We start from the raw sequence: 13,673 nt of genomic DNA on the forward strand, positions 1-13,673 counted from the left end.
CGGGGGGTGCTGCCGGTGTCAGGTCACCGCTTCCAGCCGGTCCTTGGACATCTGGCCGGGCACAATGGTGATCGGGATCGGCAGATCAGACGAAGACCGTGTCAGTTGCGTTACCAGCGGGCCGGGGCCAGACTTGCCTTCGCCCGCGCCCAGGACCAGCACGCCAATATCATTGTCTTCGCGCACATGGGCCAGGATTTCCGGCACCACCTCGCCTTCGCGGATCACCAGTTCGGGGTCAATTTCCTGACGGTCACGCATCCATTTGGCGAACACTTCGAAATGCACTTCGATCCGTTCGCGGGCCTCTTCACGCATGATGTTGCCAACGCCGATCCAGTGGTTGAATTCGTCCGGCGGGATCACCGACAAGACGGTCACGCCACCACCGGTATTTGCGGCCCGCATCGCGGCGAACCGCATCGCGTTCAGGCATTCATGGCTGTCATCCAGCACCACGAGAAATTTACGCATATTCGTCCCCTGTCTGTGCGGGAATGATGGACCAAGGGCGCCAGCCGCGCAAGTTGGCAAATGCGTCAGGCGCTGTGGGCCCAATCCCAGTAAAGTTCACGCACTTTGCGGGTCACCGGGCCGGATTGGTACATGGTGCCGTCGAATTCGGTCACCGGGGTGACCTTGGACATGTTGCCGGACAGGAACACCTCATCGGCGGCGTGGAAATCGTCGAAGGTCAGCACGGTTTCGTGCACCTTGATGCCCTCGGCGGCCAGATTGTTGATGTGGCGCGCGCGGGTGATGCCGGACAGGAAGGTGCCGTTGGCGACGGGGGTAAACACCTCTCCGTCACGCACCATGAACACGTTGGCCGAGGCGCTTTCGGCGACATTGCCGATCGCATCGGCCACCAGCGCGTTGCCGAAGCCCTTGTCGCGGGCCTCGGCCAGCATCCGCGCGTTGTTGGGGTAAAGGCAGCCGGCCTTGGCGTCGACCACCGCGTCCTCCAACACCGGGCGGCGGAACCGGGTGCGCGTCAGCGTGGTTGATGCATCCTGCGGCGCCATCGCCACCTGTTCCAGCGAGATCGCAAAGCCGGTCGCGTCAGGTTCCGGCACGATGCCCAGATCGCCGCCTTCCAGCGCCCAGTACATCGGGCGGATATAGACCGACTGGTCCTTGGCATAGGCCTTCAGCCCCTCGCGCACGATGTCGATCATGTCCTCAGTGGTCACCGTGGGCGTGATCATCAATGCTTGCGCCGAGCGGTTCACGCGGCCGCAATGGGCGTCCAGATCGGGGTGGATGCCTTCAAAATACCGCGCGCCGTCGAAAACGGTGGTGCCCAGCCAGGACCCGTGGTCGGCCGCGCCCATCACGGGTACGTCGCCTTCGTGCCAGGTGCCGTTGAAATAGGTGCGGATATTGGTGCCGAATGCCATGTCGGGTCCTCCTTCAGGGGCGCAGAGTAGCAGGGAAAGGTCAGGTGTCCAGACCTTTTACCGGGGCAAGGTGCGGGCAGGGGGAGATGTCGCAGTGCTCTCCCCGTTCGGAACGCTGGAACATGGGCATGGGAATGCCTATGTTTTCCCCAAGCGAAGAAGGAGCATTCCATTGGGGTTGGGCGATATTGCCGACAGCATCACCCGCCAGATCGAGGCGGCGGGGGACGCGACGCATGAGGCGTTGTTCGAGCCGGTGATCCGGCTGGGCGTGACCGGGCTGTCGCGCGCGGGCAAGACCGTGTTCATCACCTCGCTGGTGGCGAACCTGATGGACCGGGGGCGGATGCCGCAACTGGTCGCCGCCGCCGATGGTCGCATCCAAACCGCATTCTTGCAGCCGCAACCGGATGATACCGTACCGCGATTTGACTATGAGGCGCATCTGGCCGCGATGACCGGGCCGACCCCGCGCTGGCCCGACGGCACGCGCGCGGTAAGCGAGCTTCGCCTGTCGTTCCGGGTGCAACTGGGCGGGATTTTGTCCGGCCTGCGCGGCCCGCGCACGGTGCATCTGGATATCGTGGACTATCCCGGTGAATGGCTGTTGGATCTGGCGCTTCTGGACCTGTCCTATGCCGATTGGTCGGCCGAAACCCTGTCGCGGATCACCGCGCGGGCGCAGGCGGCTGAATATCTGTCCGCCGCCGATCATGCGGATGGAGAGGCGCGGTTGGACGAACCCGCGGCGAAGGCGCTGGCCGAAAGCTATGCCGGGTATCTGCAGGCGGCGCGCAAGGCCGGGTTTTCGGATTGCACACCGGGGCGGTTCCTGCTGCCCGGTGACATGGCCGGGTCGCCCGCGCTGACCTTCGCGCCCCTGCCGAAACCCGCCCGCAGCCCACGCGGCAGCCTGTACCGCGAGATGGAGCGCCGCTTTGAGGCCTATAAATCGCGCGTGGTGAAGCCGTTCTTTCGCGACTATTTCGCGCGGATCGACCGCCAGGTTGTGCTGGTCGACGTGCTGGGTGCGATCAATGCCGGCCCCGCTGCGCTGGACGACCTGCGCCGCGCGATGGCGGAAATCCTGCAGGCGTTTCGCCCCGGCACCAACGCCTTTCTGACGCAGCTGTTCATGGGGCGGCGGGTCGAACGCATCCTGTTTGCCGCCACCAAGGCCGACCACCTGCACCATTCGCAGCACGCCAAGCTGACCGCGATCACCGAGGCGCTGCTGCGCGAGGCGCGTGATCGTGCGGATTTCGCGGGCGCCACCACCGGCGCCATGTCGATCGCCGCCCTGCGCACCACGGTCGAAGAAACACTGGACCACAAGGGCAAAAGCCTGGACTGCGTGCGCGGCACGCTTTTGGACAGCGGCAAATCGGCGGCCTTCTATCCCGGCGATCTGCCAGAAGATCCAGCGCGCCTGCTGTCGCCCGCCCGCGATGGGGCTGAAAGCTGGCTGGACGCGGATTATCAGGTGATGCGCTTTGCCCCGGCAGAGGTCAGCCTGAAACCGGGCGAAGGCCCGCCGCACATCCGGCTCGACAAGGCGGCCGAGTTCCTGATCGGGGACCGGCTGTGATCGTGGAACCCGCCCGTGTGACCGACGCGCCCGAGATCGGTCGCATCCTGTCGGGGTGGATCGACGAAACCCCGTGGATGCCGCGCGTTCATACGTGCGCTGACGAACAGGGCTTTGCGCGGATGCTGGTCGACAAGGGCTGGACCAGCGTGGCGCGTCGCTGTGGCGTGCCGGTCGGGTTTCTGGCCCGTGACGGGGGTGCGGTCCACGCGCTTTACCTAGCGCCGGGCGTGCGGGGGCAGGGCGTGGGCAAGGCGCTGCTGGACCGGGCCAAGGCCGAAACCCGGGCGCTTGCGCTTTACACCTTTCAGGCCAACGCGGGCGCACAGCGGTTTTACCTGCGCGAAGGCTTTTCTGAGGTCGCCCGCACCGACGGCGCGCGCAACGACGAGAACCTGCCGGACATCCGGTATGAATGGAGAGCGCCATGAGCGACGACGCAAAAGGCCCCGCAAAAGGCCCTGTCCTGATCGAACTGGACGCCCCGGCGGGTGACACGCCGGCCACTGCCCCGCCGGTGCCGGAACCGGATCTTCCCACCCCGACCGGCCAGGCGATGCAGACCGTCGCCACCCTGACCGCGCGCCGCGGCGGGCGGATCGGGCGTTGGTTCTGGGGGCTTGCGGTGGCGATCGTGGGTTTCGTGACCTCGGTCGCGGCCTATGATTTCGTCACCGGCCTGATCGCGCGCAACCCGGTTCTGGGTGCCACAGCGCTTGCGTTGGTCGTCGCCTTCATCGCTGTCATGCTGGTCATGGCCCTGCGCGAATGGATCGCCTTTGCCCGGTTGCGCCGGGTCGATGGGCTGCACCGTAAGGCCGAGGCGGCGCTGGCGCATGGCTCGCTTCCCGAAGCGCGCGACGTGACCCGGCAGCTTGCCCGGCTTTACGCTGGGCGGGATGAGCTGAAATGGGGTCTGGAGCGTATGGGCGAACGTGTGGACGAACAATTCGAGGCCGAAGCGCTGATCGAACTGGCCGAGGTCGAGCTGATGGTGCCGCTGGATCAGGCCGCGCAGCGCGAGGTCGAAGCCGCCGCGCGCCAGGTCGCGACGGTGACCGCCATCGTGCCGATTGCCTTGGCCGATGTGGCGACCGCGCTGACGTCGAACATCCGAATGATCCGGCGGATTGCCGAGATTTACGGCGGCCGATCTGGCGCATTGGGAAGCTGGCGCCTGACCCGCGCGGTGATGACCCATCTGGTGGCCACCGGCGCCGTGGCGGTGGGGGACGACATGATCGGATCGCTCGCAGGCGGCGGCGTGTTGTCAAAGCTCAGCCGCCGGTTCGGCGAAGGCGTGGTGAACGGCGCGCTGACCGCCCGCGTGGGCGTCGCGGCGATGGAGGTCTGCCGCCCGCTGCCGTTCCACCGCAAACCGCGCCCGTCGGTGACCGGGCTGGTGAAACGCGCGTTGACGGGCCTGTTCGGGACGTGAGCCGGGTTCTGGTCATCGGCGCCTATGGCATGATCGGTGCGCATGTGGTGCGCGACCTGACCATGCGCGGGCATCAGGTGATTTGCCTGGGGCGCAATGCCACCACCGCACGCCGTGTGCTGCCCGACGCCGACTGGATTTTCCACGACCTGCGCGATCTGGTCGATGCGGCGACATGGGCCAGCGTTGTGACCAACCATAGCCACGTGGTGAATTGCGCGGGCGCCTTGCAGGACAATGGCGCGGACGATCTGGCCACGGTCCACAACGACGCGATCGCCGCGTTGGCGTCGGCCTGCACGGCGCAGGGGGTTGGCCTGATCCAGATCAGCGCGGTGGGCGCGGATCCCGGCGCGGCGACTGCTTTCATGGATTCCAAGGCGCAGGGCGACGCGGCGATCCGCAATTCAGGCGCGGCGTGGTGGATTTTCAAGCCGGGGCTGGTGCTGGCGCCAAACGGATACGGCGGCACCGCGCTGATGCGCATGTTGGCCGCCGTGCCGCTGGTGCAACCGATGACGATGGGTGACGCGCTGCTGCAGACCGTGTCGATCGCGGATGTTTGCGACGCCGTGGCGCGCGCGGTGACCGGCGACATTCCAGTGGGGACCGAGGCTGATCTGGTCGAGGACGAGGCGCACCGGTTGCAGGACCTGGTGGCCGCGTTCCGCAACTGGCTCGGTTTTCCCGCCGCCCGCGCGACGCTGCGCCTGCCCGCTGCCCTGATCCGCCCGGTGGGCTGGGTCGCGGATGGGCTTGGCCGGTTGGGCTGGCGGTCGCCCTTGCGGTCGACGGCGCTGAGGGTCACGCAGGCTGGGGTTGGCGGAGACGCGATGCAGACCCGTGCCGTATTGGGCCGTCCGGCGCACCCGTTGAAGCACACGCTGGCCGCGATGCCCGCCCGGGCCGAGGACCGTTTGGCCGCGCGCATGGCGCTGCTTATGCCCGTGGTCGTCGCGGTGCTGTCACTGTTCTGGATCGCCTCAGGCGTGATCGGGCTGGCCCGTCTGGGCGAGGCCGCGCAGCTTTTGCAGGATCAGGGCTGGGGGACAGGGCGCGCACAAGTCTCGGTCGCCTCTTGGGCGGTCGTGGACATCGCGCTGGGCCTGGCAATCCTGGTTCGGCGTTGGGCGAGACCCGCAACGCTGGCGATGGCTGGCGTCTGCGCGGTCTATTTGATTTCAGCCAGCGTGGTCACGCCCACCTTGTGGCTGGATCCGCTAGGCCCATTGGTGAAAATCCTGCCTGCCGCGATGCTGGCGCTGGTCGCCCGCCCGCTGTTGGAGCCGCGCTGATGGAGGTCCTGCTGATCCTGCGCTGGCTGCATGTGATCGGGGCAGCGGTTTTGCTGGGTACCGGCGCGGGCATCGCGTTTTTCATGTTGGTGGCACATCGCACCGGAAAACCCGCGCTGATTGCCCACGTGGCGGGCAGTGTGGTGCTGGCGGATACGCTGTTCACCGCCACCGCCGTGATCGTGCAACCGATCACCGGCACGCTGTTGGCCTGGGGGCTGGGCTGGAGCCTGACGGAGGGTTGGATCGCGCTCTCCCTGGCGCTTTATGTCGTGACAGGGCTGTTCTGGCTGCCGGTGGTCTGGATCCAGATCCGCCTGCGCGACATTGCGCGGGTGGCGGCGGCGAACGATGACCCGTTGCCGCCCGTCTATCACAAGCTCTGGCGCATCTGGTTTGCCTGCGGCTTCCCGGCCTTCTTTGCCGTCATGGGCATCGTCTGGCTGATGCTGGCGCGCCCGGACATCGCGCTGCCATGGCAATAGGCTGGACGCCACCAATGCCCCGGCCTATAAGGCCCACATGATGCATATGGCCGCCATCATTATTCGAATTACCGGCCCGGCGCTCTGATCAGACGAGCCGCCGGGACAAGGCGCATGGACCCCGCGCCGCCCCTTCGAACATCCCAGAATTCATCCTGAAAAGGACCGGACCTATGTGCTCCGACACTCCCGAATACAAACAGACGCTGAACCTGCCGAAAACCGATTTCCCGATGCGCGCAGGCCTGCCCAAGCGCGAGCCGGGCTGGCTGGAGCGGTGGGAGAAGATCGGCGTCTATGACCGGCTGCGCGAAAAAGAGGGCCGCGCGCCCTTCACGCTGCATGACGGCCCACCCTATGCCAACGGCCACCTGCACATCGGTCACGGGTTGAACAAGACGATCAAGGACATGATCGTGCGCTCGCACCAGATGATGGGATTTGACGCGCGCTATGTGCCGGGCTGGGATTGCCACGGCCTGCCGATCGAATGGAAGATCGAGGAGCAATACCGCCAGAAAGGGCAGGACAAGGACGCGGTCGACGTGGTCGATTTCCGCCAGGAATGCCGCCGGTTCGCGGAGAAATGGGTCGACATCCAGCGCGAGGAATTCAAGCGTCTGGGGATCACCGGGAACTGGCCGGACCCCTATCTGACGATGGACTTCCACGCCGAACGGGTGATCGCCGAGGAATTCATGAAATTCCTGATGAATGGCACGCTGTATCAGGGGTCAAAGCCCGTGATGTGGTCGCCGGTCGAAAAGACCGCGCTGGCCGAGGCCGAGGTGGAGTATCACGATCACAAATCGCATACGATCTGGGTGAAGTTCCCGGTCGTGTCCGGCCCCGATGACCTGAAGGGCCTGCCGGTGGTGATCTGGACCACAACGCCCTGGACCATCCCGCAGAACCGGGCAGTTTGCTACAACGAAACAATCGCCTATTCACTTTACGAAATCACCGACGCGCCTGAGGAAAACTGGGCGCGCAAAGGCGACAAGCTGATCGTGGCCGACGCCCTGGCCGAGGGTATTTTTGCCTCTGCGCGGGTGGATGAGTATCGCGCCCTGCGCGCGGTGTCGGCCGAGGAGTTGGCGGGTATCACCTGTGCCCACCCGTTGCGCGGGGCGGCTGACAATGGCGAATGGGACTACGACGTGCCGCTGCTGCCCGGCGATCACGTGACCGATGACGCCGGCACCGGGTTTGTGCACACGGCACCCAGCCACGGCGACGACGATTACCAGATCGGCCTGAAATATAAGCTGCCGATGACGCACAACGTGCTTGAGGACGGCAGCTTCCGCACCGACCTGCCGCTGTTTGGTGGTGAGCTGATCATCACCCATAAGGGCAAAGAAGGCGGCGCGAACACAGCGGTGATCAACAAGCTGTCAGATGTTGGCGCGCTGTTGGCACGCGGGCGGCTCACGCACTCCTATCCGCATTCGTGGCGCTCGAAGGCGCCGCTGATCTATCGCAACACGCCGCAATGGTTCGTCGCGATCGACACGCCGGTTGGGGATGGTCAGGACGAACATGGCACGAGTATTCGCGAACGCGCGCTGACCAGCATCGACAAGTTGGTGAACTGGACACCGCAGACCGGGCGCAACCGGTTGTATTCGATGATCGAGGCGCGGCCCGACTGGGTTCTGTCGCGCCAGCGCGCCTGGGGTGTTCCGCTGACCTGTTTCGTCAAGAAAGGCGTCATGCCGCATGACCCCGATTTCCTGCTGCGCGACCCGGCGGTCAACGCCCGTATCGCCGAGGCCTTCGAAGTCGAGGGCGCCGATAGTTGGTATGTCGCCGGCGCCAAGGAACGGTTCTTGGGCAACGACTACAATGCCGACGAATACGAGCAGATATTCGACGTGCTGGACGTGTGGTTCGATAGCGGGTCGACCCACGCCTTCGTGCTGCGCGACCGTGCGGACGGGACCGAGGACGGAATCGCAGACGTCTATATGGAAGGCACCGACCAACACCGCGGCTGGTTCCATTCGTCGATGCTGCAGGCTTGCGGCACCAAGGGCCGCGCGCCGTACCGCAACGTTGTGACCCACGGTTTTACCTTGGACGAAAAGGGCATGAAGATGTCCAAATCTCTGGGCAACACCATCGTGCCGGAAACCATCGTCAAGCAATACGGTGCAGACATCCTGCGCCTGTGGGTGGCGCAGACGGATTACACCAACGATCAGCGCATCGGGCCGGAGATCCTGAAGGGCACCGCCGATAGCTATCGCCGCCTGCGCAACACGATGCGGTTCCTGTTGGGCAACCTGAACGGGTTTACGGACGGCGAAAAGGTGGATATCGCCGAGATGCCCGAGTTGGAGCGCTGGGTGCTGCACCGTCTGGCGGAACTGGATCACGTCGTGCGCGACGGATACGCGAAGTTTGACTTCCAGGGCGTGTTCCAGGCGGTGTTCAACTTCGCCACCGTGGATCTGTCGTCGTTCTATTTCGACATCCGCAAGGACGCGCTGTATTGCGACGGGGAGGCCAGCCTGAACCGCCGTGCCGCGCGCACAGTTCTGGACATCCTGTTTCACCGCCTGACCACCTGGCTGGCCCCGGTTCTGGTCTTCACGATGGAAGAGGTCTGGCTGGAGCGGTTCCCGGGTGACGACAGCTCGGTCCACCTGGTCGATTTCCCGGTGACCCCGGCCGATTGGCTGGACGAACCGCTGGCGGCGAAATGGGCCGGCATCCGCAACGTGCGCCGTGTGGTCACCGCCGCGTTGGAGATCCAGCGCCGCGACAAGGTGATCGGCGCCTCGCTTGAAGCCGCCCCGGTCGTGCATGTGCGCGATACGGATGTTCTGGCCGACCTGAACTCGGTCGATTTCGAGGATGTGATCATCACCTCGGGCGTCGCCCTGACCAATGACCCGATGCCGAACGAAGCCTTCCGCCTGCCGGAAACCGAGGGCGTCGGCGTGGTGTTTGAGGTTGCGCATGGCGAAAAGTGCCAACGCTGCTGGAAAATTCTGCCCGATGTGGGCGCACATGACCATGCAGGCACCTGTGGCCGTTGTGACGACGCGCTGGACTGACACGCTTTCAGCATGAAGCGGAGCGCCCCGGCCTTCAGGTCAGGGCGTTTTGCGTTTAGGCTTGTCCCATGGCCATCGCAATTCTGGATACGCCCGTCGGGCGCTTGGGAGTTCACGAAGAGGGCGGGGCAATCACCCGCGTGACCTGGGACGCCGTGGCCGAGGGCGATGAGACCCCAGTTCTGACCCGGGCCATCACCCAGTTGCGCGCCTATTTCGCCGGTGAGCTTCAGCGCTTCGATCTGCCGCTGCGGGTCGACGGTTCGGCGTTCCAGCGCGCGGTTTGCGATGAAATGTCGGCCATTCCCTTCGGCGACACCGTCACCTATGGCGATATCGCCAAGGCCACTGGCAAATCCGCCCAGGCCGTGGGCAGCGCCTGTGGCGGCAATCCGATCCCGATCATCATCCCCTGTCACCGCGTGCTGGGCGCGGGCGACAAAATGGTCGGGTTTTCCGGTGCCGGGGGTGTTGAAACCAAGGTCTGGCTACTGCGCCACGAAGGCGCGGCGGGGCTGCTCATATGACGCCTGTCGTTCTGCTGGCAGTGCTGGGCGCGGCCTTTCTGCATGCGTTCTGGAACGCGTTGATCAAGACCGGCGGCGACAAGCAGACGGGCATGCTGATGCTCACCCTGGGCCACGCCGCGATTGGTGCGGTGGTGGTATCGCTGCGCCCCTTACCGGCCGCCGAGGTCTGGCCCTGGCTCATCGCCTCGGGCCTGATCCACATGGCCTATCAGCTGTTCCTGGCCTACGCCTATGAACACGGTGACCTTAGCCGGGTGTACCCGATTGCCCGCGGCACCGCGCCGCTGATCGTGGCCATCGTGGGCGCGGTCGTGCTGAGCGACGTGATCACCGGGCGGGAGTATACCGGCGTGGCGGTGTTGGGCCTTGGCATCCTTTTGATGGCGCAGGGCGTGTTTCGCAACGACGAAAGCCGCCGTTTGTTGCCCTATGCGCTGGGCTCGGCATGTGCGACGGCGGGGTATTCTCTGGTCGATGGTATGGGCGCGCGGGTGTCGGGCGATCCGGTGACCTATGTGGCGTGGCTTCTGATCCTGTCGGCGCTGTTCTACACCCCCGTGGTGCTGGCGTTGCACGGGCGCCGGGTGTTGGCAAACACGCCACGTGGCTGGGCTTTGGGGGGCGTGGCCTCGGCGGCGTCGTACGTGGCTTATGCGGTGGTGGTCTGGGCGATGACCCAGGCGCCGATCGCGCTGGTCACGGCGCTGCGCGAAACCTCGATCCTGTTTGCGGTTCTGATCGGTTGGGTCGTCTTTCGCGAACCGATGCAGCGCGGCAAGCTGGTGGCGGCGGGACTGATCGTGCTGGGCGTGGTTCTGACCCGAACTTAGGCTGTGGTGCGGGCCGGAATGATTTGCTGCACGATGCCGGCCGCCAGAAGGTAGACCGAGGTCACGACCAGCCCCCAAAGCGCCCAGCTTTGCGGGTCGAAATCGACCCAGGCGGCCCAGCCAGCGAAGAAAGTCCACGCAAGGGCAATCGGAAGCGACAGGGCGCGCCAGCGCTCGGTGCGCACCGGGTGGATGAATTTCAGCGGCGTGAACATGGTCACCGCCAGGGCCACAATGATGGCAAGCATCAGCCAGAAATTCGGTTCGGTCGCGAACAGGACCAGGATCAGCATGTTCCAGCAGCCGGGGAAACCGGCGAAAGAATTGTCCTTGGTCTTCATTCGCGTGTCGGCGAAATAGACCACGCTGGCATAGGTGATCACGATGATCGCCAGCCAGCCGGTCCAGCCCGGCAAAAGCCCTGATTTGAACAGGGCATAGGCGGGAATAAAAACATAGGTCAGGTAGTCGATGATCAAGTCCAGCAGCACGCCATCGATCTGCGGCGCGTTGCGCTTGACCTCGTAATGGCGCGCCATCGGCCCATCCAGCCCGTCGACAAAGAAGGCGATGACCAGCCACAGGAACATCAGCCCCCACTTTTCGTCCACGGCGGCCAGCATGGCCAACATGGCGAAAACGGCCCCAGTTGCGGTGAACAGGTGAACGAAGAAGGCTTTGGTCTGAATTGTCATGGCCTGTTCATGCCGGATGCGGCCGGGTCATGCAATGGCAGGGTGCCTTGTCGTGCGGATCAATCGTCGCCTAGACGTCCATAGCCGGTCATGCCCGTCGTGTCCGGTGACGCGGCCAGCGTGCCGGCAAACAGCGCGCCGGGGCTGAGTCGGGCCAGGCCATCGCGCTCCGCCGGCGGGGTAAAGTCGCCTGCGTCAAACGGGGTTTCACGCAACGGGGCGGACTGCAAGTCTGGCCGTTCGGCGATCGCGGCGGGCCGCCCGCTGGGTGCCTTTGGCGGGACAAAACCGAATTGATCGGTAAGTGACGAGGATGGTTGGTCCGGAGTGCGCCCCTTGGGCGTCTCAACGTCGAATTCCTGCAACAGCGGCACAAGACCTTTCAGCCCCGTTTCACCTTTCATGATCTCGGCAAATCCCATCGGCCCGCGATCCGCCATCAGATCTGAGATCTTCTGTGACAGGTCGGTGGGCTGGGCGGGGGAATTGGCGGGAAGTTGGGCGGCGGGGACGCGCGACATCAGGGCGGCGATCGACTTGTCCATCATGAGGGCACCTTTCTGGTTTCGGGGATGGTCGCGGCCATCCTGCCAGAACACCCTGAACAAAGGGTTTCTTGCCCCGGGACAGTGTCAGGCCCGTGGATGCGCCTTGTCGTAAACTTCCATCAGGCGCGCGGTGTCTACCGCGGTGTAGGCCTGGGTGGTGGACAGTGATGCGTGGCCTAAAAGCTCCTGAATGGCGCGCAGATCACCGCCGGCGTTCAGAAGATGGGTGGCAAAGCTGTGGCGCATCGCATGGGGCGTGGCGCTGGCGGGTAGGCCCAGTTGCAGGCGGGCGGCCTCGACCGTCTTTTGCAGCTGGCGCGGGTTCAGCGCGCCGCCACGCACACCGCGAAACAGCGGCGCGTCGGGCGCCTGTGGGTGTGGGCAGGCGGCCAGATAGGCGGTTACCGCATCGCGGGCGGCGGGCAGGACTGGAACCAGGCGTTCCTTGCCCCCCTTGCCGCTGATGCGCAGCACGCCGGGCAGGGGCGCATCGGCGCCGGTCAGCGACAGCGCCTCGGAAATGCGCAACCCGCAGCCATAGAGCAAGGTGACCACCGCCATGTCGCGGGCATTCACCCAGCCCGTGGTGGATTGCAATCCGGCGGTCTCAATCACCGCGCGCGCGGCGTCTTCGGCCAAGGGGCGGGGCAGCTTCTTGGTGAATTTCGGCGATCGGGTGGACAGGACGGCAGTGGCGTCAAATCCATCGCGCTCGGATAGCCAGCGGTAAAACCCTTTCACCGCGGACAATTTGCGTGCCAGCGACCTTGCCCCGGTGCCAGTGCTGCGTTCGTGGGCCATCCAGCTGCGCATGTCGCGGATGCTGACCCGCGCCAGTGCCGCGCGGCCTTGGGCGCCACCAAGATGCCCGGCCATGAAGGCCAGGAACCCCAGAACATCGGTGTGATAGGCCGTGAGTGTATTGTCCGCCGCGCCGTCCAGCGCGCGGATGTGGTCGATCCAGCCCTCAAGCGCGTTGCGCGCGCCGGGCGAGATCGTAAGGCTCATGACAGCCAGCGGCGCATCGCCCGTTCGAACACGCCGCCGAAAAAGGCCAGAAGGTCGGTGCCCTGACCGGGTTTGAACTGATGCGGGTCCTCGGCGCCCAGTACCAACATGCCGGGCAGGCGACCTTCGCCCAGGTCCAGACGCAGGCAGGCTTCGGAGCGGACCCAGAACCCGGTTTCGCCGTAAATGCTTTCATCCTGCTCGCGCACCTGTCGCAAGGTGACGGGGCGCTGGCCGGTGTCGCGGCCCTGGTTCAGATATTCGTCAATGAAGCCCGGTTCGGCCGTGGACAGCACCGCGCCAAGTTTCTTCACGGCAGGGTTCTTGTCGTCCTGCACCGTTTCCAGCACCAAGCGCACGCAATCGACGCGCAGGATCTCGGCGACCTCGCCGTCCAGTTCTTTCATGAATTCGGCAAAATCCGCCGGGTCCAGCATGCGCAGGATGGCGCGGTGGATGATGTTCATCCCGGCCAGGTTTTCGTAGGCGGCGGCGATCACGCTGCGGTGCGTTTCCTCAAGCCGATCCAGCCGCGCCTCAAGCCGTTCCATCGCGATGCCGCGCATGTCGACGATATTGGCCCCCATCGCGCGTTCATTCGCCGCGATCAGGGCGCGCATCAGGTCCTGGTCATCCAGAATGGTTTCGGGTTGCGAGAGAAGTTTCTCGCGCAGATCGTCATCGATCACTGCGGGGTCGCTCATGTCTGCCTCGGGTCTTCTTTTGTTTGTTGCCGGACAGTATAGGGCAGACGGGCAGGAAATTCAGCAGTTTTTTGGCAACAGGCGGCA

14 protein-coding genes are annotated in these 13,673 nt (G+C 64.9%); 8 read left to right on the forward strand and 6 right to left on the reverse strand.

The genetic code is table 11. The features are described 5' to 3' along the window. Positions 1-18: 18 nt before the first annotated feature. Together MN188_RS13800 and MN188_RS13805 are read right to left on the reverse strand one after the other, a co-directional pair. The gene (locus tag MN188_RS13800) at positions 19-474 is read right to left on the reverse strand and encodes a universal stress protein (RefSeq protein WP_242109760.1); all 456 of its coding nucleotides are present in this window, start codon (positions 472-474) and stop codon (positions 19-21) included. 65 nt (positions 475-539) lie between these two features. Then, complete coding sequence (locus MN188_RS13805) at positions 540-1,400, reverse strand: branched-chain amino acid aminotransferase (protein ID WP_242109761.1); 861 nt, start codon at positions 1,398-1,400, stop codon at positions 540-542. Between the two features lie 172 nt (positions 1,401-1,572). Here MN188_RS13805 and MN188_RS13810 point away from each other — a divergent pair, with 172 nt between their 5' ends. From MN188_RS13810 to MN188_RS13845, 8 genes are all read left to right on the forward strand, one after another. Next, complete coding sequence (locus MN188_RS13810) at positions 1,573-2,988, forward strand: YcjX family GTP-binding protein (protein WP_242109762.1); 1,416 nt, start codon at positions 1,573-1,575, stop codon at positions 2,986-2,988. Beyond that, positions 2,985-3,419 (forward strand): GNAT family N-acetyltransferase, encoded by a 435-nt coding sequence (locus tag MN188_RS13815; RefSeq protein ID WP_242109763.1) that lies wholly within the window; start codon positions 2,985-2,987, stop codon positions 3,417-3,419. Before MN188_RS13810 ends, MN188_RS13815 begins: the two co-directional genes overlap by 4 nt. Continuing rightward, the gene (locus tag MN188_RS13820) at positions 3,416-4,426 is read left to right on the forward strand and encodes a YcjF family protein (protein WP_242109764.1); all 1,011 of its coding nucleotides are present in this window, start codon (positions 3,416-3,418) and stop codon (positions 4,424-4,426) included. Before MN188_RS13815 ends, MN188_RS13820 begins: the two co-directional genes overlap by 4 nt. Beyond that, positions 4,423-5,721, forward strand: coding sequence for an SDR family oxidoreductase (locus MN188_RS13825; RefSeq protein ID WP_242109765.1), 1,299 nt, complete (start codon positions 4,423-4,425; stop codon positions 5,719-5,721). Before MN188_RS13820 ends, MN188_RS13825 begins: the two co-directional genes overlap by 4 nt. Then, positions 5,721-6,206 (forward strand): DUF2269 family protein, encoded by a 486-nt coding sequence (locus MN188_RS13830; RefSeq protein ID WP_242109766.1) that lies wholly within the window; start codon positions 5,721-5,723, stop codon positions 6,204-6,206. The genes MN188_RS13825 and MN188_RS13830 overlap by 1 nt, the downstream gene beginning before the upstream one ends. Positions 6,207-6,379: 173 nt before the next feature. After that, complete coding sequence (ileS, locus tag MN188_RS13835) at positions 6,380-9,271, forward strand: isoleucine--tRNA ligase (protein ID WP_242109767.1); 2,892 nt, start codon at positions 6,380-6,382, stop codon at positions 9,269-9,271. 68 nt (positions 9,272-9,339) lie between these two features. Further along, positions 9,340-9,798 (forward strand): methylated-DNA--[protein]-cysteine S-methyltransferase, encoded by a 459-nt coding sequence (locus MN188_RS13840; protein ID WP_242109768.1) that lies wholly within the window; start codon positions 9,340-9,342, stop codon positions 9,796-9,798. Next, entirely contained in the window at positions 9,795-10,631 is an 837-nt protein-coding gene (locus MN188_RS13845; RefSeq protein ID WP_242109770.1) for an EamA family transporter, read from the forward strand. The genes MN188_RS13840 and MN188_RS13845 overlap by 4 nt, the downstream gene beginning before the upstream one ends. On the opposite strand, the gene MN188_RS13850 is transcribed toward MN188_RS13845, so the two are convergent. From MN188_RS13850 to MN188_RS13865, 4 genes are all read right to left on the reverse strand, one after another. Beyond that, entirely contained in the window at positions 10,628-11,326 is a 699-nt protein-coding gene (locus MN188_RS13850; RefSeq protein WP_242109772.1) for a CDP-alcohol phosphatidyltransferase family protein, read from the reverse strand. The two genes, MN188_RS13845 and MN188_RS13850, sit on opposite strands and share 4 nt — an antisense overlap. Before the next feature lie 59 nt (positions 11,327-11,385). Then, on the reverse strand, positions 11,386-11,871 hold the full coding sequence (locus tag MN188_RS13855) for a hypothetical protein (protein ID WP_242109773.1): 486 nt from the start codon (positions 11,869-11,871) through the stop codon (positions 11,386-11,388). 87 nt (positions 11,872-11,958) lie between these two features. Continuing rightward, entirely contained in the window at positions 11,959-12,882 is a 924-nt protein-coding gene (locus MN188_RS13860) for a tyrosine recombinase XerC (RefSeq protein WP_242109774.1), read from the reverse strand. Next, positions 12,879-13,586, reverse strand: coding sequence for a DUF484 family protein (locus MN188_RS13865; RefSeq protein ID WP_242109775.1), 708 nt, complete (start codon positions 13,584-13,586; stop codon positions 12,879-12,881). Before MN188_RS13865 ends, MN188_RS13860 begins: the two co-directional genes overlap by 4 nt. Positions 13,587-13,673 lie beyond the last annotated feature (87 nt).

Source organism: Aliiroseovarius subalbicans (assembly GCF_022678625.1).
GTDB lineage: Bacteria > Pseudomonadota > Alphaproteobacteria > Rhodobacterales > Rhodobacteraceae > Aliiroseovarius_A > Aliiroseovarius_A subalbicans.

Coding starts and splice junctions, on each gene's coding strand:
- MN188_RS13800 (WP_242109760.1), bottom strand. CDS start 474: ATGCGTAAATTTCTCGTGGTGCTGGATGACAGCCATGAATGCCTGAAC.
- MN188_RS13805 (WP_242109761.1), bottom strand. CDS start 1,400: ATGGCATTCGGCACCAATATCCGCACCTATTTCAACGGCACCTGGCAC.
- MN188_RS13820 (WP_242109764.1), top strand. CDS start 3,416: ATGAGCGACGACGCAAAAGGCCCCGCAAAAGGCCCTGTCCTGATCGAA.
- MN188_RS13830 (WP_242109766.1), top strand. CDS start 5,721: ATGGAGGTCCTGCTGATCCTGCGCTGGCTGCATGTGATCGGGGCAGCG.
- ileS (WP_242109767.1), top strand. CDS start 6,380: ATGTGCTCCGACACTCCCGAATACAAACAGACGCTGAACCTGCCGAAA.
- MN188_RS13840 (WP_242109768.1), top strand. CDS start 9,340: ATGGCCATCGCAATTCTGGATACGCCCGTCGGGCGCTTGGGAGTTCAC.
- MN188_RS13845 (WP_242109770.1), top strand. CDS start 9,795: ATGACGCCTGTCGTTCTGCTGGCAGTGCTGGGCGCGGCCTTTCTGCAT.
- MN188_RS13850 (WP_242109772.1), bottom strand. CDS start 11,326: ATGACAATTCAGACCAAAGCCTTCTTCGTTCACCTGTTCACCGCAACT.
- MN188_RS13855 (WP_242109773.1), bottom strand. CDS start 11,871: ATGGACAAGTCGATCGCCGCCCTGATGTCGCGCGTCCCCGCCGCCCAA.
- MN188_RS13860 (WP_242109774.1), bottom strand. CDS start 12,882: ATGAGCCTTACGATCTCGCCCGGCGCGCGCAACGCGCTTGAGGGCTGG.
- MN188_RS13865 (WP_242109775.1), bottom strand. CDS start 13,586: ATGAGCGACCCCGCAGTGATCGATGACGATCTGCGCGAGAAACTTCTC.